General features: G+C 67.5%; 16 protein-coding genes. 1 reads left to right on the top strand and 15 read right to left on the bottom strand.

What is annotated here, in order from left to right; genetic code table 11:
• Nucleotides 1-57: 57 nt before the first annotated feature.
• From FQ377_RS05625 to FQ377_RS05565, 13 genes are all read right to left on the bottom strand, one after another.
• A complete protein-coding gene (locus tag FQ377_RS05625) occupies nucleotides 58-978 on the bottom strand; it encodes a glycine betaine ABC transporter substrate-binding protein (protein ID WP_148600273.1) in 921 nt (306 codons plus the stop codon).
• A gap of 66 nt (nucleotides 979-1,044) precedes the next feature.
• Nucleotides 1,045-1,995, bottom strand: coding sequence for an ABC transporter permease (locus FQ377_RS05620; RefSeq protein WP_148600272.1), 951 nt, complete (start codon nucleotides 1,993-1,995; stop codon nucleotides 1,045-1,047).
• Complete coding sequence (locus FQ377_RS05615; RefSeq protein WP_148600271.1) at nucleotides 1,992-3,209, bottom strand: quaternary amine ABC transporter ATP-binding protein; 1,218 nt, start codon at nucleotides 3,207-3,209, stop codon at nucleotides 1,992-1,994. The genes FQ377_RS05620 and FQ377_RS05615 overlap by 4 nt, the downstream gene beginning before the upstream one ends.
• Nucleotides 3,210-4,088: 879 nt before the next feature.
• A complete protein-coding gene (locus FQ377_RS05610) occupies nucleotides 4,089-5,249 on the bottom strand; it encodes an acyl-CoA dehydrogenase family protein (protein WP_148600270.1) in 1,161 nt (386 codons plus the stop codon).
• A 7-nt stretch (nucleotides 5,250-5,256) separates the two neighbouring features.
• Complete coding sequence (locus FQ377_RS05605; protein WP_148600269.1) at nucleotides 5,257-7,383, bottom strand: 3-hydroxyacyl-CoA dehydrogenase NAD-binding domain-containing protein; 2,127 nt, start codon at nucleotides 7,381-7,383, stop codon at nucleotides 5,257-5,259.
• Nucleotides 7,380-8,630 carry a thiolase family protein gene (locus FQ377_RS05600; protein WP_148600268.1) on the bottom strand — a complete coding sequence of 417 codons (1,251 nt, stop codon included), beginning with the start codon at nucleotides 8,628-8,630 and terminating at the stop codon, nucleotides 7,380-7,382. Before FQ377_RS05600 ends, FQ377_RS05605 begins: the two co-directional genes overlap by 4 nt.
• Before the next feature lie 82 nt (nucleotides 8,631-8,712).
• Nucleotides 8,713-10,023: an HRDC domain-containing protein gene (locus FQ377_RS05595; protein WP_148600267.1), complete on the bottom strand. Its 1,311-nt coding sequence runs from the start codon at nucleotides 10,021-10,023 to the stop codon at nucleotides 8,713-8,715.
• A gap of 36 nt (nucleotides 10,024-10,059) precedes the next feature.
• Complete coding sequence (locus FQ377_RS05590; protein WP_148600266.1) at nucleotides 10,060-10,686, bottom strand: DUF3000 domain-containing protein; 627 nt, start codon at nucleotides 10,684-10,686, stop codon at nucleotides 10,060-10,062.
• Nucleotides 10,687-10,800: 114 nt separating this feature from the next.
• Nucleotides 10,801-11,877 (bottom strand): threonine aldolase family protein, encoded by a 1,077-nt coding sequence (locus FQ377_RS05585; protein WP_148600537.1) that lies wholly within the window; start codon nucleotides 11,875-11,877, stop codon nucleotides 10,801-10,803.
• A gap of 19 nt (nucleotides 11,878-11,896) precedes the next feature.
• Nucleotides 11,897-12,604: an SDR family NAD(P)-dependent oxidoreductase gene (locus FQ377_RS05580; protein ID WP_148600265.1), complete on the bottom strand. Its 708-nt coding sequence runs from the start codon at nucleotides 12,602-12,604 to the stop codon at nucleotides 11,897-11,899.
• Nucleotides 12,601-13,965 (bottom strand): DUF6421 family protein, encoded by a 1,365-nt coding sequence (locus FQ377_RS05575; RefSeq protein ID WP_148600264.1) that lies wholly within the window; start codon nucleotides 13,963-13,965, stop codon nucleotides 12,601-12,603. The genes FQ377_RS05580 and FQ377_RS05575 overlap by 4 nt, the downstream gene beginning before the upstream one ends.
• Nucleotides 13,966-14,169: 204 nt before the next feature.
• Nucleotides 14,170-14,595: a peptide-methionine (R)-S-oxide reductase MsrB gene (gene msrB, locus FQ377_RS05570; RefSeq protein ID WP_262364298.1), complete on the bottom strand. Its 426-nt coding sequence runs from the start codon at nucleotides 14,593-14,595 to the stop codon at nucleotides 14,170-14,172.
• 14 nt (nucleotides 14,596-14,609) lie between these two features.
• Nucleotides 14,610-15,095, bottom strand: coding sequence for a hypothetical protein (locus FQ377_RS05565; protein WP_148600262.1), 486 nt, complete (start codon nucleotides 15,093-15,095; stop codon nucleotides 14,610-14,612).
• A gap of 68 nt (nucleotides 15,096-15,163) precedes the next feature.
• Between FQ377_RS05565 and FQ377_RS05560 the strand changes: the two genes are divergently transcribed.
• The gene (locus tag FQ377_RS05560) at nucleotides 15,164-16,432 is read left to right on the top strand and encodes an alpha/beta hydrolase family protein (RefSeq protein ID WP_148600261.1); all 1,269 of its coding nucleotides are present in this window, start codon (nucleotides 15,164-15,166) and stop codon (nucleotides 16,430-16,432) included.
• Here the strand turns inward: FQ377_RS05560 and FQ377_RS05555 are convergent.
• Both FQ377_RS05555 and FQ377_RS05550 read right to left on the bottom strand, forming a co-directional pair.
• Entirely contained in the window at nucleotides 16,416-16,856 is a 441-nt protein-coding gene (locus FQ377_RS05555; RefSeq protein ID WP_148600260.1) for a SufE family protein, read from the bottom strand. The genes FQ377_RS05560 and FQ377_RS05555 overlap by 17 nt on opposite strands.
• Complete coding sequence (locus tag FQ377_RS05550; protein WP_148600259.1) at nucleotides 16,853-17,770, bottom strand: sulfurtransferase; 918 nt, start codon at nucleotides 17,768-17,770, stop codon at nucleotides 16,853-16,855. The genes FQ377_RS05555 and FQ377_RS05550 overlap by 4 nt, the downstream gene beginning before the upstream one ends.
• Nucleotides 17,771-17,917: the final 147 nt, after the last annotated feature.

Here is a 17,917-nt window from a genome sequence, read left to right as displayed (position 1 = left end):
GCACGACAAGAAGGAGGAGGGCCGGTAGCACCGGCCCTCCTCCTTCCATGGTCCAGGTCAGCTCTTGAGGCTGTCGACGAAGTCGGGGTTCTCCTCCAGCCACTGGTCCACGGCTTCGGCCTCCTTGCCCGAACCGTACTCGTTGACCACGAGGTCCTCGAGCTGGCCGTACTGCTCGTCGTCGAGCGTGAAGTTGGCCATCATGTCGGCCACCTCGGGGAAGTCCTCCGCGAAGCCGGTGCGGGCGAGGGTGTGCAGGCCCTCCACGGGACCGAGCGCACCCTCGGGGTCCTCCAGGTCCTTCAGCGGGAAGGCGCTGTTGGCCCAGAACGGCTTCCACAGGGTCACCACGATGTCTTCCTCGGCGTCGATGGCGCTCTGGAGTTCGGTCAGCATCGCGGTGGTGGAGGACTCCACCAGCTCGTAGTCGCCGTCCAGCCCGTAGGCCGGCATGACGCTGTCCTTGGTGACGGCGGTGAGGCCCGCACCCGGCTCGATGCCCACGATCCTGCCGTCGAACTGGTCGGCGTTACCCGTGAGGTCGGCGATCGATGCGATGTCGGTGTACTCCGGGACGGCGAAGGTGAGCTTCGCGTTGTCGTAGTAGGTCCCGAGATCCTCGATGTCGTCCCCGTACTCCTTCATGTACTCGGCGTGGGTCGCGTCCGGCCAGCCCGAGGGGTAGACGTCCACGTCGCCGTTGGACAGCCCGGTGTACAGCGGGGCCGCCTCGCTCAGCTCCTTGATCTCCACCTCGAAGCCCTCGTCCTCGAGGATGTCCTGCCACAGGTAGGCGGTGCTCAGCCCATCGGTCCAGGAGGGGATGATGCCCAGGGCGATGGTCTGGTTCTCATCGGCCGAACCGCTGTCGCCGGCGCTGTCGTCGGAGCTGTCGGATCCGCAGGCGGTGGCGCCGAGCGTGAGGCTCATCAGCGCGGCGAACAGGCCGAGATTACGTGCGTGCAACTTCTTCGTCATGGCTCTTCTTCCTTTTCTCATCGGAGGGAACCGCTGGTGGAGGGTTCCCGTGCAGTAGCTGGGGGATCAGGTGGGGCTGCCCGCGGGGACGGGGGCAGCGGTGGTGCGGGACCGGCCGAGCATGCGGCCGAAGCCGCCGGTGATGCGGCGGGCACGGGCTGCTGCCCCGCCGCCCACGGCCGCGGTGGTCCGGTCCAGGTAGATGGCCAGGACCACCACCGACAGTCCGGCCTCGAAGCCGAGGCCGATGTCGAGCTGGGAGATGGAGGAGGTCACGGCCCCACCGAGTCCTCCGGCGCCCACGAGTCCCGCGATCACCGCCATCGACAGTGCCAGCATGATCACCTGGTTGACGCCGGCCATGATGGTCGGTAGCGCCAGAGGGATCTGGATCCCGCGGAGGATCTGCCCCGGTGAGCTGCCGAAGGCGTGGCCGGCCTCGACCACCTCGGCGTCCACCTGCCGGATCCCGAGTTCGGTCAGGCGGACCCCGGGCGGCAGCGCGAAGATCACGGTGGCGACCACGCCGCCCGCCACACCGATGCTGAAGAGGGTCACCACGGGCACGAGCCAGACGAAGGCCGGCATGGTCTGCATGAGATCCATCACCGGCCGCACGGCGTTGCTGACCGAGGGTGAGCGGGCGGCCGCTATCCCGACAGGGATTGCGATGACGAGCGCGATGATCGTGGCTATGAGCACCAGTGACAGCGTGGTCATCGCGTTCTCCCACTGGTCCACGCTGATCACGAAGGCCAGGCCGATGAATGAGACGAGCGCGAACTTCCAGTCCTTGACCAGCCAGGCGAGGGCTGCGAACAGCACCACGAGCACGAGGGGTGCGGGTGCGTTCAGTCCATCGGCCAGCCCGTCGGTGGCGCCGAGGATGAGATCGCGGATGGAACGGAAGAACCCGCCGAGATTGTCGTCCACCCAGTCGAACACGACCTCGATGCCGTCGCCGACCGGTACGCGGGGAACACCCGTCTCACTGAACTGGCTGGTGGATACGCTCATGCCATCACCTTCTCGTCGGGTCCTACGTGCTCGACGACCGTATTGGGATCACCGAGGGCGTTCAGCAGGGTGACGCGCGGGACCACTCCGCGGAGCTTGCCGTGCTCGTCCACCACGGCCAGAGCCGCCGGACTCTCCGCTGCGGCGGTGATCAGATCGGCGAGTGCGGTGTCGACGCGCACGGTGGCGGCGCTGCGCAGGAGGCCGTCCAGATCATCCGAGCCCTTGCGGACCGCGTCGGCCACCTCGTGCTCGTGCACGATGCCCCGCAGGGTCTTGTCGCGGCCCACCACCATGATGCTGGAGAGCTGGTTCTCGCGCAGGAGCCGGTGGGCCGCGCGGGGGCCCTGTTCGCTTCCCAGCAGCGCCACGGGAGCCTCCATGATCGCCGAGGCGGTGAGGACCCGGGTACGGTCCACGTCCTGGACGAACTTGGCCACGTAGTCGTTCGCGGGGTCGTTGAGGATCTGCTCCGTCGTGCCGACCTGGACGATCCGTCCGTCGCGCATCATGGCGATCCTGTCGCCGAGGCGCATCGCCTCGTTGAGATCATGGGTGATGAACAGGATGGTCTTGCCGAGCTGGTGCTGCAGATCCACCAACTGGTCCTGCATCTCCCGGCGGATCAGGGGATCGAGGGCGCTGAACGCCTCGTCCATGAGCATGACGTCGGTTTTCGCAGCCAGCGCCCGGGCGAGGCCCACACGCTGACGCATGCCCCCTGAGAGTTCGCCCGGCAGGGAACCTCCCCAACCGTCGAGGCCGACCATCTGGAGGGCCACCTCGGCCTTCGCCTCGCGCTCGGAGCGGTTGAGGCCCTGGACCTTCAGCCCGTACGCCGCATTCTCCCCGACCGTGCGGTGGGGGAGGAGCGCGAAGTGCTGGAAGACCATGCTGACCTTCTCCCGCCTCACCCGGCGCAGGTCCTTGCCGCTCAGTCGCGTGATGTCCTCGCCCGTGATGCTCATGGATCCCGCGGTGGGCATGAGGAGTCCGTTCACCATCCTGATGAGCGTCGACTTCCCTGACCCGGACAAGCCCATGACCACGAAGATCTCGCCCTCGCCCACGTCGAAGGTGGCGTCGATGACGGCGGGGGTCAGGTCGTCCTTGCGGAGCTCCTCGCGGGTCGCTCCGGAGCGCAGCCTTTCGACAGCTCGCTCGGGCTTGGGGCCGAAGACCTTGAAGATCTCGTTGGCCTCGATGACTGGCACGAATACTCCGTTCCTCGAATTGAATCGTGCTCTCGGTGTTTCGCCTGCTGCATGAAAAGTCGGTCGGCTCGACAATTCCCCTCGGGATCTGGACAGGGCTGGACAGCGTCTGTCGAACCGAGGAGCCAATATACCCTTGCAGAATCCACCACATTCGGTCAGGCGAAGCTCGGCGGTGATGCCTTTTCACCGGCGGACAGGGAGCAGATAGGGCCCTGATCGCCGTCAGCTGGCCGAAGCCGGCCTGTTCCTCGCTCCTGTCGACCTGGTGACCGGCGCTCCCCGAGGGGGTCCAAATAGGTGCTCAGTCGTTACATGGGCTGGCGATATCCGCACCGTGCGCGTCGAATGTCCACGAGCTCACTCGTTGAGCTGCGCGACATATCGTTCGATCCCGCGCTCTGGGAGCAGCCACATGAGGGCCACGACCGCGTAGGCGCCCAGCCCGATCCACGGGTGGACGAGGGTCGCCGCCATCCCGGCGAGATAGAGCAGGGGACAGCTTCCCTTTCCGGTCGTCGCGCAGCGCACGGGCGAGGTGGCCGTCCGGCCCGTCCTGCCGGACGAGCGCGCCGCGGAGCATCAGGAAGGCCACGGCGGACAGCAGGAGGTCGATGCCGTAGGTGAGCACCGGCACCTGTGCGAAGTCGGTCTGCTGCATCCACCGGGTGCTGAACGGGATGAGCGAGAGCCAGAACAGGAGGTGCAGATTTGCCCACAGCACCGTCCCGTTGACCCTGCCCGCCAAATGCACCAGGTGATGGTGATGGCTAGCACTACCGTCGCGATGTCGGCGACCCGCCCCTTCCATCAGGTGCGCTCCAGCGGTAATACCTCCGACCACGCTACGCCGGCGCCGCCCGGGAGGTCGACATGCACCTAGCGGAAGGCCGATATGCCGGTGATGTGGTTGCCGAGGATCAGGGTGTGGATCTCGTCGGTTCCCTCATAGGTACGCACGCTCTCGAGGTTGTTCGCATGCCGTAGCGGCGAGTGGTCGAGCGTGATGCCGTTGCCGCCGAGCATCGCACGTGCTTCCCGGCAGATTGCGATGGCTTCCCGACAGTTGTTGAGTTTGCCCATGGAGATCTGGTGCGGTTGTACCGCACCGGCGTCCTTGAGGCGCCCCAGCTGCAACGCCAACAGGATTCCCTTGTTGATCTCCAGGGCCATGTCGACGAGTTTGAGCTGGGTGAGCTGGTAGCCGGCCAGCGGCTTGCCGAACTGCAGGCGCTCCTTCGAGTAGTCCAGCGCTGCCAGGTAGCTGTCGCGTGCAGCGCCCATGGCGCCCCAGATGATCCCGTAGCGCGCCTCATTGAGACACTCGAAGGGCCCGCGCAGCCCCTTCGCCCCGGGAAGGAGCGCTGTGCCGGGCAGCCGGAGATCGGTGAGCTCCACGTCGCACTGGATCGAGGCCCGCATGGAGAGTTTCTGGGCGATGGGGGTCGCCGTGAAACCTCGGGTGTCCGTGGGGACGAGGAAGCCGCGGACGCCGTCGTCGGTCATCGCCCAGATGATCGCCACCTGTGCAACCGACGCCAGACCGATCCAGCGCTTGCTGCCGTTGAGGATCCAGCCGTCGCCGTCCTTTTTCGCGAAGGTGAGCATGCTCCCGGGATCGGAGCCTCCCGCGGGCTCGGTGAGGCCGAAACAACCGAGCACGGATCCGGCTGCCATCGCAGGGAGCCACTCGTTCTTCTGCTCCTCCGTGCCGTGCTTCGCGATCGCGCTCATCGCGAGGGAGCCCTGGACACTGACGAACGTGCGCAGTCCCGAGTCCCCGGCTTCCAGTTCCAGGGCCGCCAACCCGTATTCCACGGAGCTCCGGCCCGGGCACCCGTACCCCTCGATGTGCATGCCCAGGAGGCCGAGTTCGGCCAGGCGCGGCACGAGCTCCAGCGGGAATTCCGCGCGGTCGTACCAACCGGCGATATTGGGTCTGATCTCGGTGTCCACGAACTCGCGCACACCATCGCGCACAGCGCGTTCACCGTCCGTGAGCAGGCCGTCGAGGTCGATGAGATCCGAAGGATCGATCATTCGAGCATCACTCCTGATGGAACTGCTTGCCGTTCACGCGCTCCGAAGCACCCACACGGTCGAGGTACGGAGTGATGCCGCCGAGGTGCATGGGCCATCCGGCACCCAGGATCATGCACAGATCGATGTCCTCGGGCGCAGCCACCACACCCTCGTCGAGCATGCGTCCGATCTCGTCGGCAAGGCCGTCCTGCGTGCGCCGGAGAACCTCCTCCGCGGTCGACGGGCTGCTGCCACGGTCCATGAGGGCCAGCGTCGCCTCGGGCACCGCGTGCGTCCCGTCCTCCTGCTTCTCCCACAGGCTTCTGACTCCGGCGTCGATCAGCTTCTGCTGGTTCTCCGAGACGTGGAACCGATCCCCGAAGGCAGTGTGCAGTGACTCCTGGACGTGTTGGCCCACGGGTAGGCCCACGAGCGCAAGGAGCTTGAAGGGGCTCATCGGCAGGCCCATCGGAGCGAGGGCCGTATCCGCTGTCTTTGCGTCGGTACCCTCATCGAAGGCCGCAGTGATCTCCCCGAACATCCGGCCGAGAATGCGGTTGACCACGAAGGCGGGGGCGTCCTGGACCAGGACGGCGTTCTTCTTCAGTCCCTTCGCGACGACGAAGGCCGTGGCCAGGACGGCGTCATCGGTCCTCGGCGCGCGGACCACCTCGAGCAGCGGCATGGCGGCTACCGGGTTGAAGAAGTGGAAACCCACCACACGCTCGGGGTGCTGGAGGTCTGCCGCCATCTCGGCGACGGAGAGCGAGGACGTATTGGTCGCGAGGATGCACTCGGGGGAGACGACGGCCTCCACCTCGGCGAAGACCTGCTTCTTGACGGACATCTCCTCGAAGACCGCTTCGATGACGAAGTCGGCGTCCGCGAAGGCGTCCTTCGACACCGAGCCCGTGACGAGGGCACGGGTGCGGTTCGCCGCGTCCTGGGACAGGCGCTTCCGGCCGAGCATCTTCTCGATCTCCGCATGAACGTACGCGACACCCTTGTCCACGCGTGCCTGGTCGATATCGGTGAGAACCACCGGGACCTTCAGCTGGCGCGCGAACAGGAGGGCGAGCTGACTCGCCATGAGGCCGGCACCCACGACACCGACCTTCGACACCGGGCGAGCGAGCTTCCTGTCCGGTGCTCCTGCGGGACGTTTGCCACGCTTCTGCACGAGGTCGAGGAACGCGTACACCGTCGACTGGAACTCCGGTGTCTGCATCAGCTCGGCCAGGGCGTTGCACTCCGCCGCCGCCGATTCCTTCTGTGACAGCTGGAGTCCCGCCTCCAGGAGGTCCAGCACACGCGACGGCGCGGGAGCGGCGTTGCCCGTCTTCGCCTCGACGAACGCCCGGCCGGCGGCGACGGCCGACACCCAGGCGTCGTCGTCGTAATCGGCGAGTTCGCGGCGGCGCTGCTCCACGGACTCCTCCGCGCTGCCACCGCGGAGCACTCGTGCCGCCCAGAGCAGGGACTGCTCGAGATAGTCCGCAGGTTCGAAGAGCGCGTCGGCGATGCCGAGCTCGTACGCCTCTGCGCCGCTGAGGCTTCGATTGTTGCTCAGGGGGTTCTCGATCATGACCTTGACCGCGTTCGCGGGACCGATCAGGCGAGGCAGGCGGTACACACCGCCCCAACCCGGGACGAGCCCGATGAAAGCCTCGGGAAGACCGATGCCCTTGGCACCGGCGGACACCGTGCGGTAGGTGGCTGCCAACGCTACCTCCAGACCCCCGCCGAGCGCGACGCCGTTGATGAAGGCGAAGCTCGGCACACCCATGTCGGCGAGGAGATCGTACGCCTCGTGTCCGAGTTCAGCCATGAGCCTGCCCAGATGCTCGGACTTCACGCTCTTCACAGTGCTGAGATCTGCTCCGGCAACCAGGAAGTAGGGCTTGCCGGTGACGGCGACCCCCACGATCTCGCCGGACGCAGCCCGCTCCTTCAGGGTCTCGAGGGTACGGCCGAACTCGATCAGAGTGGTGGGACCGAGCGTGGTCGGCTTCGTCTGGTCCAGATCGTTGTCCAGTGTGACCAGCGCGAGGACACCGGCGTCCTCGGGCAGATCGATGTCCTCGACGTAGGAGTGGGTGACGATCTCAGCCGGGAAGAGCCCGGCCAGTTCGTCGTAGCGTTCGAAGCTCATGCTGCATCCTGTCCGTAGTGCTCGTGGTGGGGGTTCTCCCAGATGACGGTGGCACCCATGCCGAGACCGATGCACATCGTGGTCATGCCGTACCGCACGTCAGGGTCTTCCTCGAACTGGCGGGCGAGCTGGTTCATCAGCCGGACGCCGGAGGACGCCAACGGGTGGCCGACGGCGATCGCGCCGCCGTATCGGTTGACGCGGGGGTCCTCGTCGTCGATGCCGAAGTGGTCGAGGAAACTCAGGACCTGGACGGCGAAGGCTTCGTTGATCTCGAAGAGACCGATGTCGTCGATTTTCAAGCCGGTCTGGCGCAGGGCCTTCTCCGTCGCGGGGACCGGCCCGATCCCCATTACCTCGGGCTCCACCCCGGCGAACGCATAACCGACCAGGCGCATCCGGACGGGTAGCCCGAGCTCTTCCGCGGCGTCGCCCGAGGCGAGCAGGGCTGCTGTGGCGCCGTCGTTCAGCCCGGCCGCGTTGCCCGCGGTCACCCGGCCATGGGCGCGGAAGGGCGTGCGCAGGCTCGCAAGGTCCTCCAGCGTGGTGCCCGGGCGGGGTGGCTCGTCCGCGGTGTTCAGTGTCCACCCGGATCCGGCCTTCTTGCCGGCCACCGGTACGAGGTCGGGCTGGATCTGACCGGCGTCGTAGGCCCTGGCGAGCTTCTGCTGGCTCTGCACCGCATAAGCGTCGGTCCGGTCCTTGGTGATGCCCGGGAAGCGGTCGTGCAGATTCTCGGCGGTGTTGCCCATGTTGAGCGCAGCGGGATCGACGATCCGCTCCGACGCGAAGCGCGGGTTGGGATCTGCTCCGGACCCCATGGGATGGTTCCCCATGTGCTCCACCCCTCCTGCAATCACCACGTCGTAGGCTCCGAAGGCAATCCCCGACGCCGTGGTGGTGACGGCAGTCATGGCGCCCGCGCACATGCGGTCGATCGCGAAGCCCGGCACCGAGCGGGGCAGTCCCGCGAGGAGGGCCGCGGTACGGCCGATGGTGAGACCCTGGTCGCCGGTCTGTGTGGTGGCCGCGATGGCCACCTCGTCCACGCGCGCGGCCGGCAACGAGGGATTGCGCCTCATCAGGTCCCGGATGCACTTGACCACGAGGTCGTCGGCGCGCATTCCTGCGTAGATCCCCTTCTCGCCCGCTCGTCCGAACGGGGTCCGTACTCCGTCGACGAAGACGACGTCGCGCACCGATCTCGTTGCGCTCCGTGTGGACGCGGTGCCGGGTTCTGGGCTCACGTGTGCTCCTCCTTGAGATGTTGATCCGCGCCAATGTTACTGGTGGGTAACATGGCGTGCAACCAATGCTCCGCGTCCGGAATCAGGATCCGGGAGCGACGCGGACGTCCTGCTGATTCTTGTCGATCAGAGGTTCGGGGTCGAGGAAGGCCACGGTGATGATCGCTGCGACCTGCTCGATCTGCCAGCGGCGGGCCCCCAGATCGGTCAGTGCCGCCGAAACGCTCTCCAGCGAGATCTCGGCGGGGGGACGCCAGGCGACGCGGCGGAGGTGATCCGGGGTGATCAGATTCTCCACGGGCATGCCGAGGTCCTCCGCCCGACGCGCCACACGGGGGCGGGCAGTCTGCAGCCGGGCGGCGGCCTCGGGATCCCGCTCGGGCCAGGTGCGCGGGGGCGGGGGCGCGTTCGTCGGGATGTGCAGCGGAGGCAGCTCGGTGAGGTTCCGGGCCTCGCTGATGCTCCGCAGCCACCGCGGAGCCTCCTTCTGCGCCGCCCGCCCATGGAAGCCCTTCGTGGCGAGTAGCTGAGGAACGGTGCCCGGCATGGCCTTTGCAGCGGCGATGATCGCGGAATCGGGGATGAGGCGTCCGGGGGCGACGTCGCGGCGCTGTGCGAGCTCCTCGCGTTCGAGCCAGATCTGCCGTACCGCGGCGATCTGTCGTCTGTCGCGCAACTGGTGGAGTCCTGATGTCCGGCGCCATGGATCCACCCGTGGTTCCGCCGCCGGAGTGCGCCGGATGTGCTCGAACTCCTCCTCCGCGAGGGACAGTTTGCCGCCCTCGTCGAGCAGGGCGGCGAGCTTGTCGCGCAGCTCTGCGAGGACCTCGACGTCGAGTGCTGCGTAGCGGAGCCAGGGTTCGGGCAGGGGTCGCTTGGACCAGTCCGCGGCGGAGTGCTCCTTCGCCAGGGTGAAGCCGAGCTGGGACTCGATGACCGCGGCGAGTCCCACCCGGGGAAGACCGGCGAGCCGGGCGGCGAGTTCCGTGTCGAAGAGCCTGCTGGGGTGCATGCCGAGGTCTGCCAGCCCGGGCAGGTCCTGGTTCGCGGCGTGGAGGATCCACTCGACGCCCGCGAGCGCGTCGTCGATGAGGCGGAGGTCGTCGAACGGTTCGGGATCGATGAGCCAGGTGCCGGAGCCCTGGCGGCGGATCTGCACCAGGAACGCCCGCTGTCCGTAGCGGAATCCGGAGGCCCGCTCCGCGTCCACGCCCGCCGGCCCGGTTCCTGCAGCCAGGGCGGCTGCGGCCCGTTCGAGGCCGGCCCGTGTGTCGATGACGAGGGGAACGCCGTCCTGCGGTTCGTTCAGGAGTGGGAGAGCGGGGGCTTCGGGTTCGACGGCGGATGCAGCGGAGGTGGTGCTGTCCGTCTGTTCGGAGGTATGGGCACTCATGGTCCTCGCAGTCTAACCCCGTTGGTTCCCGACACTTCAGGACCGGCGGTGGGGCAGGTGGGTCACGCCTTCCGGGAGCGGGGGCAGACCGGCGAACATGCAGACCAGCTCCGCCCACGCCTCGAGGTGGCGGCGGATACCCGCGACCTCCGGCGTCCAGGACGCCCTCAGCTCGATATCGATGGTGTCGGCGCGATCCTCGAGGGTGCCGAAACTCTCGGAGTGGATCCGGGTTGCTGTGCCCGCAATGCTGTGGTGGCGGGCCCCGTGATTCTCGAGCGCCTCGCAGAGCCAGGTCCAGGCGACCGAGCTGAGGAGCGCGTCCTCTCCCATGGCTGATTCGAGTTGCGCGCGGATGTACGTGACGATCCGGAACTTCCCGTTCCACACGGAGGAGCCCTGCGGGTCGTAGAGCAGGATGAAACGGCCGGTGGCGAGCTCCTCCGGTCCCGGTGCGGGGGTGAACGGGCGCTGCGGGGAGAACGGTCCCGTGGACGGGAGGTCCACGATGTCGGCCCCGAGGGCAACGGCGAAGGGGGCGAGACGAGAGGGTGCGGGGATCTCCTCCAGGCGGAGGGGGCTGCGACGCACTGCTGCCCGGAGTGCGGTCAGGGCATCGACGAACTCCGCGGGAAGCTGCGACACGCCACCGGTTGCACTCACCACCGCAGATTATGCGCTGGGTCGGCCGGACGGAGGGCGGCGCGCCGAGGAGGCCTTCCCTGCCCTACCTGCCGGCCGCGGCCGGATCGCCGAGCAGCAGGCGTGCGGCTCGGGTCAGGCCCCCGCTTCCCGGCGGATCGCCTCGACGAAGGCGTCGACGTCGTCCTCCGTGGTGTCGAACGAACACATCCAGCGCACCTCGCCTGCTGCGAGGTCCCAGTCGTAGAACCGGAAGCTCTCGCGGACGCGATCGGCGGCGCCGGGAGGGAGGATGGCGAAGACCGCGTTGGCCGTGGTCTCCTGAGTCAGGGTCACACCTTCGATGCCGCGGACACCCTCCGTCAGGCGGGCGGCCATGGCATTGGCGTGGGAGGCCGACCGGAGCCACAGGTCACCCTCGAGCAAGGCGATCAGTTGCGCCGAGACGAAGCGCATCTTCGAGGCGAGCTGCATGTTCAGCTTGCGCAAGTAGTCCAGACCGGTGGATGCTTCCTGGTTCAGCACGACGATGCACTCGCCGAACATGAGGCCGTTCTTCGTGCCGCCGAAGGAGAGGATGTCCACTCCGGCGTCGCGCGTGAAGGCGCGCAGGGGCTGGCCGAGTGCAGCCGCTGCGTTCGCGAGGCGCGCCCCGTCCATGTGAAGGCGCATGCCCTTGGCGTGGCAGTGGTCGGCGATGGCCCTGATCTCGGCCACGGAGTAGAGCGTGCCCAGTTCGGTGGTCTGGGTGATGGACACGGCCAGAGGCTGCGCCCGGTGCTGGTCCCCCCAGCCCCAGGCCTCCCGGTCGATGAGCGCCGGGGTCAGCTTGCCGTCGGGAGTGGGGACGGTGAGGAGCTTGATCCCGCCCACGCGCTCCGGAGCGGCGTTCTCGTCCACGTTGATGTGGGCGGTCTGCGGGCAGATCACGGCACCCCAGCGCGGGAGGATCGACTGCAGCGAGAGCACATTCGCCCCCGTGCCGTTGAAGACGGGGAAGATGGAGATGCCGTCGCCGAAGTGGTGCTCCATCACCTCGAGGAGCCGGGCGGTGTACTGGTCCTCGCCGTACGCCACCTGGTGCCCCTCGTTCGCGGCGGCCAGCGCCGTGAGGACCTCGGGATGCACTCCCGAGTAGTTGTCGGAGGCGAAGCTGCGCAGGGTGCGATCGTGCAGGCTCGTGGGCGCGTGGTTCACAGCGGGAACATCCATGGTGTCGGTCACTGGACCATTATCCCCGACCGGCGTCGATGCGGGCTCCGTTGATTTCGGCGGCCGGGGTGTCCAGGAGGGACACGAGAATCGTCGCGAGATCGTCGACGTGCGTGAAGCCCGGGAAGGATCGCTCGGGCTGCTCGGCGCGCATGGCATCGTCCACGAGGGCCTTGACCACGATGGCGGTGGACGCCGCCTCCACCCCGTCCTTCGTGAAGCCGTTCGCCACGGCTTGCAGCCAGGCATCCACCGAGGCCTTCACGGCTGCGTAGGAGGCATTGGCGGCGGTCGGCCTGGCGACCGCCGTCGCGGAGACCGCGGCAATCCGGCCGCCCCGGTCCGCGAGCTGGTCGTAGAAGGCCCTGCTCGTGTTGAAGAGCGTGAGGAACACCGAGGTGTGGAGGAAGGCGTAGTCGTCCGTGCGCTGGGTGGTGATGCCCTTGCCGCCGCGCCAACCGCCCACGAGATGGAAGAGGGCGTCGGCTCCACCGTGGTCCTGCCGGACCCGGCCCGCGAGGTCGGCGACGGCGGCCTCATCCGTCAGGTCGCACACCTGCCGGCCCACGCCGTCGAGGCCCGCGTAGGCCGCGGCAAGACGTCCGGCGTCGGAGCCGACGGCCACCACGTCAGCGCCCTTCTCCAGGAGCCTGTGGGTCAGGGCGATTCCCGAAGCACTCGTGGCCCCGGCCACGACGGCGGTGCGCTGTGCGCCGGGCGCGCTCATGCGGAGTCCGCCGTGATGCCCGCTGTGGACTCGATGACCGGCTTCATCTTGCGGTCGAGCGCCTCGAAGAACATGGAGAGCGGGAACTCGTCGTCGAGCACGGCGTCGGTGAGCGCCCGGGGCGGACCGGTGAGCTCGAGCGCGTCCGGGCCCTTCGCCCACACCGAGGCGGGGTGCGGGGTGACCGTCGCGGAGACGAGCTCGTAGGCGGCGAGCCAGTGGGCGATCTTGGGCCGGTCGATGGAGCGCCAGTACAGCTGCTCGATCTGCTCACCGAGGGCGACGACGACGTCGGCCGCTTCCTCCCAGTCGATCGTCAGCTTGGTGTCGGTCCAGTGCAGCACATGGTGCTGATGCATCCAGGCGAACAGGAGCTGTCCTCCCAGGCCGTCGTAGTTGCGGACGCGGCTGCCCGTGATGCTGAAGCGGAAGATGCGATCGAAGATCACGGCGTACTGGACGAGCTTCGCGTGCCTGCGCGCCTCGGGGGAGGCGTCCTCGTCCTTCTCGATCCGCACCGATTCGCGGAACGCGGTGAGGTCACAGCGCAGCTCCTCGAGGGAGTAGAGGAAGAAGGGCATGCGCTGCTTGATCATGAACGGATCGAACGGCAGATCGCCACGCATGTGGGTGCGGTCGTGGATGAGGTCCCACATGACGAAGGTCTCCTCGGTGAGCTGCTGGTCGTCGAGGAGCTCGAGGGCGTCGGCGGGCAGATCCAGGCGTGTGATGTCGGCTGCGGCCCTGACCACGCGGCGAAAGCGTGCGGCTTCGCGGTCGGCGAAGATGGCACCCCAGGTGAATGTCGGCGTGGAGCTCACGGCGACGGTCTCCGGGAACAGGACCGCCGAATTGGTGTCGTAGCCCTCGGTGAAATCGAGGAACCGAATCGGGACGAACAGGGCGTTGGAGTAGTCGCCGGCCTCGAGCTCGGCGATGAACTCCGGCCACAGCACCTCGATGAGCACGGCTTCGACGAACCGGTTGGTGCTGCCGTTCTGGGTGTACATCGGGAAGACGACGAGGTGCTGGAGCCCGTCGAGGCGGTCCTGTTGCGGCTGGAAGGCCAGGAGCGGCTCGAGGAAGTCCGGGATGGCGAAGGCGCTGCCCTGCCACGCCTCGAATGCCGCGACCGTCCGCTGCAGGTACTCGGCGTCGTGAGGAAAGCGGGGCGCCAGATCCTGCACCGCCGCCGTGATGGCTGCCACCAGCCGGCACGCTTCGTCGTGGTCCCCGGTCTCGGGGATGGACCCGTCCTTGACCTGCAGGAGGCGCAGCCCGTGCACCGCTTCCTTGAGCGCCTGCCACGCCGGGGTGGCCTGTGGGCTGCTGTCTACCGGTGCCAGTGTGCTGATGGTCATGGCTCCTGCTTCCTCTTCGTCGTCGCTGATCCTTGCAAGAAGCCTAGCGTTGAAGACAGCGCTACTTATACTCAGGAAGCTCATTGTGAAGTAACTCTTACGCTGACTGATCGCAGGACCGTCTCGTGGACCAGCGTCGCTTGACCAGTACGAGGAAGGCCGGCCCGAGGGCCGGCCTTCCGAAGGAGCGACGAGCAGGACTTGCTACTGCGCCTCGACGAGCTTCATGGAGATGGAATTGATGCAGAAGCGCTGATCGGTCGGGGTGTCGAAGCCTTCGCCCTTGAACAGATGCCCGAGGTGGGAGTCGCAGCGCGAGCAGCGCACCTCGATGCGCTCCATACCCATGGAGCGGTCGTGCAGATAGCGCACCTTGTCCTCGGCGAGCGGCGCCCAGAAGGAGGGCCAGCCGCAGTGCGAGTCGAACTTCTCATTACTCGTGAACAGTTCGGCGCCGCAGGCGCGGCACGCATACGTCCCCGCGGTCTTCTCGTCGTAGTACTCGCCCGCATAGGCGCGCTCCGTGCCCGCCTTGCGCAGTACCGCGTACTCCTGGGGGGAGAGTTCCTGGCGCCACTGCTCGTCGGACTTCTCGATTTCCGGGCGGTAGATTTCTGATTCAGTAGTCATACTCTTCATAACGCCTAGGAGTCGCCGATAAATCCCGTTCCCGCATAGACATGGAGCACCGCGATGCCCAGCTTGTCCTGGGCCTGATTGGCCCAGTCCGTGTGGAAGGTGTCCGCCAACGCATGGGGCCGCGTGATGACCATGGCCTGCACCGCAGCCCTCGTGCCGGCCTCCTCGACGAGGGCGTCGACCGGATCGCCCGTCGTCGTATGGCCCGACGCGGAAAAACCCTCCCGGGAGAGCAGTTGAAGGGACTGCTCGAGGGCGGTACGGGCCTCCACCTCGTCCTGCCGGCGATCGTCCGCCGAGAACGACCGGAACGCTTCACCGACCTCCAGCAGCCCGAGATGGCGGAAGAACTGACCCAGGACGGACTCGTTGCGCTCCTCCGGAATCAGGATCACCACCTCGGCCGGCTCGTCTCCCTGCAGGGTCTGCAGATTGAGGAGATCGGGGTGCGTCAGGGCTTCCTCGGCGAGCACAAGGATTGTTTGCGTCATTGCGCCACTGTACTGCGGCACCGTGGCGTGGATCGACGACGCTGGGTGGGCAGGGTAGAAAGGAAGCTATGGCATCGAAGAGGTCTGCGACGGTGGTCCGGAGCGGCACTGCTCCCTGGCTGAGGTGGACGGCGTTGGGGGTGGGGGCGGGTGCGGCCCTTGCGTCCTCGATGGCCGGCGTGGTCTCGGGACTCGCCGTCTTCTTCGCCCGGCAGATCGTGACGCCTGCACGTACGAGGGACGAGAATCTCGACATCCTCGCCGTCGTCGGCTCGGGGGGCAGCCGGACCGTGATTCTGCCGGCCAATGAGGACACGACGGTCGACGGGACCTACAGCCTGTACTTCCAGCAGGGTGCCGGTCATGCCCGGATCGGAGCGATCCGCTCCTACGTTCCCCGTGAGGGCACCGTCGAGCGGGACGTGGAGACCGTCTACACGGGTGATCTGGAAACAGCCACACGTGGTTGGTGGGGCGGAGCCGTGTACCCCTCGCCGGCCGCGATGGGTTTTGCCGAGGAGGAGGTGCTCGTCCCCGTGGAGGGGGGCGTGGCGCCCGCCTGGCTGGTACGGGCCGAGGCGCCCGCCCGTACCTGGGCCATCATGGTCCACGGTCGCGGAGCATCGCGTGCCGAGGCGCTGCGCGCGCTCACCCCCGCGCGGTCCCTGGGGCTGACCAGCCTGGTCGTGTCCTACCGGAATGACGGCGAGGCGCCGTCTGCGCCGGACGGCCGCTACGGACTCGGGATGACCGAGTGGCACGACGTCGACGCCGCGATCGACTTCGCGGTCTCGCACGGGGCGCGAGACGTGGTCCTCTTCGGGTGGTCGATGGGTGGCGCGATCGTCCTCCAGACCGCGGATCTCTCGCGGCACCGTCGCCGTATCACCGCGGTGGTGCTCGACGGACCGGTGATCAACTGGATCGAGGTCCTGGCGCACCATGCCGCGCTGAACCGCATTCCGGCGCCCGTCGGGCGGCTGGGTCAGTATCTGCTCGCGAGCCGCCGTGCGCGCAGGATCACGGGTCTCGCGGCGCCCCTGGACCTGCGGAGCATGGACTGGATAGCCCGGGCGGAACAGCTCACTCTGCCTACCCTCATCCTGCACAGTGAGGACGACGAGTTCGTGCCGATCGGGCCATCCGCGGCCCTGGCCGCGAAGAACCCGGCGTTCGTCACGCTCGAACGCTTCCAGCGGGCACGCCACACCAAGGAGTGGAACGTGGACCCGCAGCGCTGGGAGGCCGCCGTCGAACGCTGGCTCCACGCGCATCTGTACGGCCGCGTCCTCCCTGGTGGCGGACGGCCGTGGGGAAGCGTTACTGCGCTTCCCTGATCTTCCGCTTGATCCGGCCCAGCATGGCGCTCATGCCCCGCATCCGCAGCGGCGTGATGGCACGGGTGAGACCGAGCCGGTCCGGCACGTCGTCGGGTACCGCGAGCAGCTCCGCTGCGGGGAGTCCGTCGAGCCCCTCGAGCAGCACGCCGGCGAACCCGCGTGTGGTGGGAGCCTCAGGCGGTGCTGAGAAGAACAGGTGCACGGCCCGCTCGGGTGCGTCACCGATCTCCATGGTCAGGAACAGCGGGCTCTGGCACTCCACTACCCGCTCCAGCAGTTCGGGATGCTCCCCGTAGCGCTCGGGCAACTCGGGGAGCTCGCGCGAGAAGTCCAGCAGCAACTGCAGGCGATCCGGCTCCGTCAGATCCTGGAAGTCGTCGATGATCTCCGCGAGTTTCGACGGGATGGCCTCAGTGGTCATCGCGACGACCGCGACGGGAGCACCGGGGCTTCGCCGGGCTCGGAGCCCTTCACGATCGGCACGCGGACGGCGTTGCCCCATTCGGTCCATGAGCCGTCGTAATTGCGGACGTTCTGGAAGCCGAGCAGATACGTGAGCACGAACCAGGTGTGGCTGGAGCGCTCGCCGATGCGGCAGTAAGCCACCACGTCGTCCCCGTCCTTCAGGCCGGCTTCGTCGCGGTAGATCGCATCGAGTTCGGCGCGGGTGCGGAAGCTGCCGTCCTCGGCTGCGGCGCGGGCCCAGGGGACAGACTGTGCGGTGGGGATGTGCCCACCGCGCAGGGCGCCCTCCTCCGGGTAGGCGGGCATGGTGGTGCGGGCGCCCGTGTATTCGTCGCCGGAGCGGACGTCGATCAGCGGCTTTCCGAAGTGCTCGAGCACGTCGTCGAGGTAGGCGCGAATGACGGAGTCGTTGCGCTCCACGACCGGGTATTCGGTGGCGGTGATCTCAGGGCGGTCCGTGGTGATCGGCCGGCCCTCCGCGATCCATTTGTCGCGGCCGCCGTCGAGCAGTCGGACGTCCTCGTGACCGAAGAGCGTGAAGACCCAGAGTGCGTAGGCCGCCCACCAATTGCTCTTGTCACCGTAGATGACCACGGTGGTGTCCCGGGAGATGCCCTTGGAGGCCATGAGTCGCGAGAATCCCTCGCCGTCGATGTAGTCGCGGGTCACCTCGTCGTTGAGCTCGGTGTGCCAGTCGATCTTGACGGCACCCGCCAGGTGCCCTGTCTCGTACAGGAGGACATCCTCGTCGGATTCGACGACCACGAGGCCATCGGTGTCGAGGTTGGCGGCGAGCCAGTCGGTGGAGACGAGCCGTTCCGGATGGGCGTACTCGGCGAACTTGTCCTGCGTATCTGGAGCCAGGGTCATGGGGGCCTCTCGCGTAGCTGTGGGGACACTGCTTCTGTCTTGCTACCCAGCCTAACGAGGTCGTCGGGACATTGCTTCCGGCGTCCTTCCGTTCCGGGGAGCGCCGACCTCAGATAGCCCTGCGCTTCCGCATCGAGGAGGAACCCG

Origin of the sequence: Arthrobacter echini, from assembly GCF_008107445.1 — a bacterium.
Classification (GTDB): domain Bacteria; phylum Actinomycetota; class Actinomycetes; order Actinomycetales; family Micrococcaceae; genus Arthrobacter_D; species Arthrobacter_D echini_A.
The sequence above is the reverse complement of the archived record's forward strand: the minus strand, read 5'-3'. Positions and strand labels throughout refer to the sequence as shown.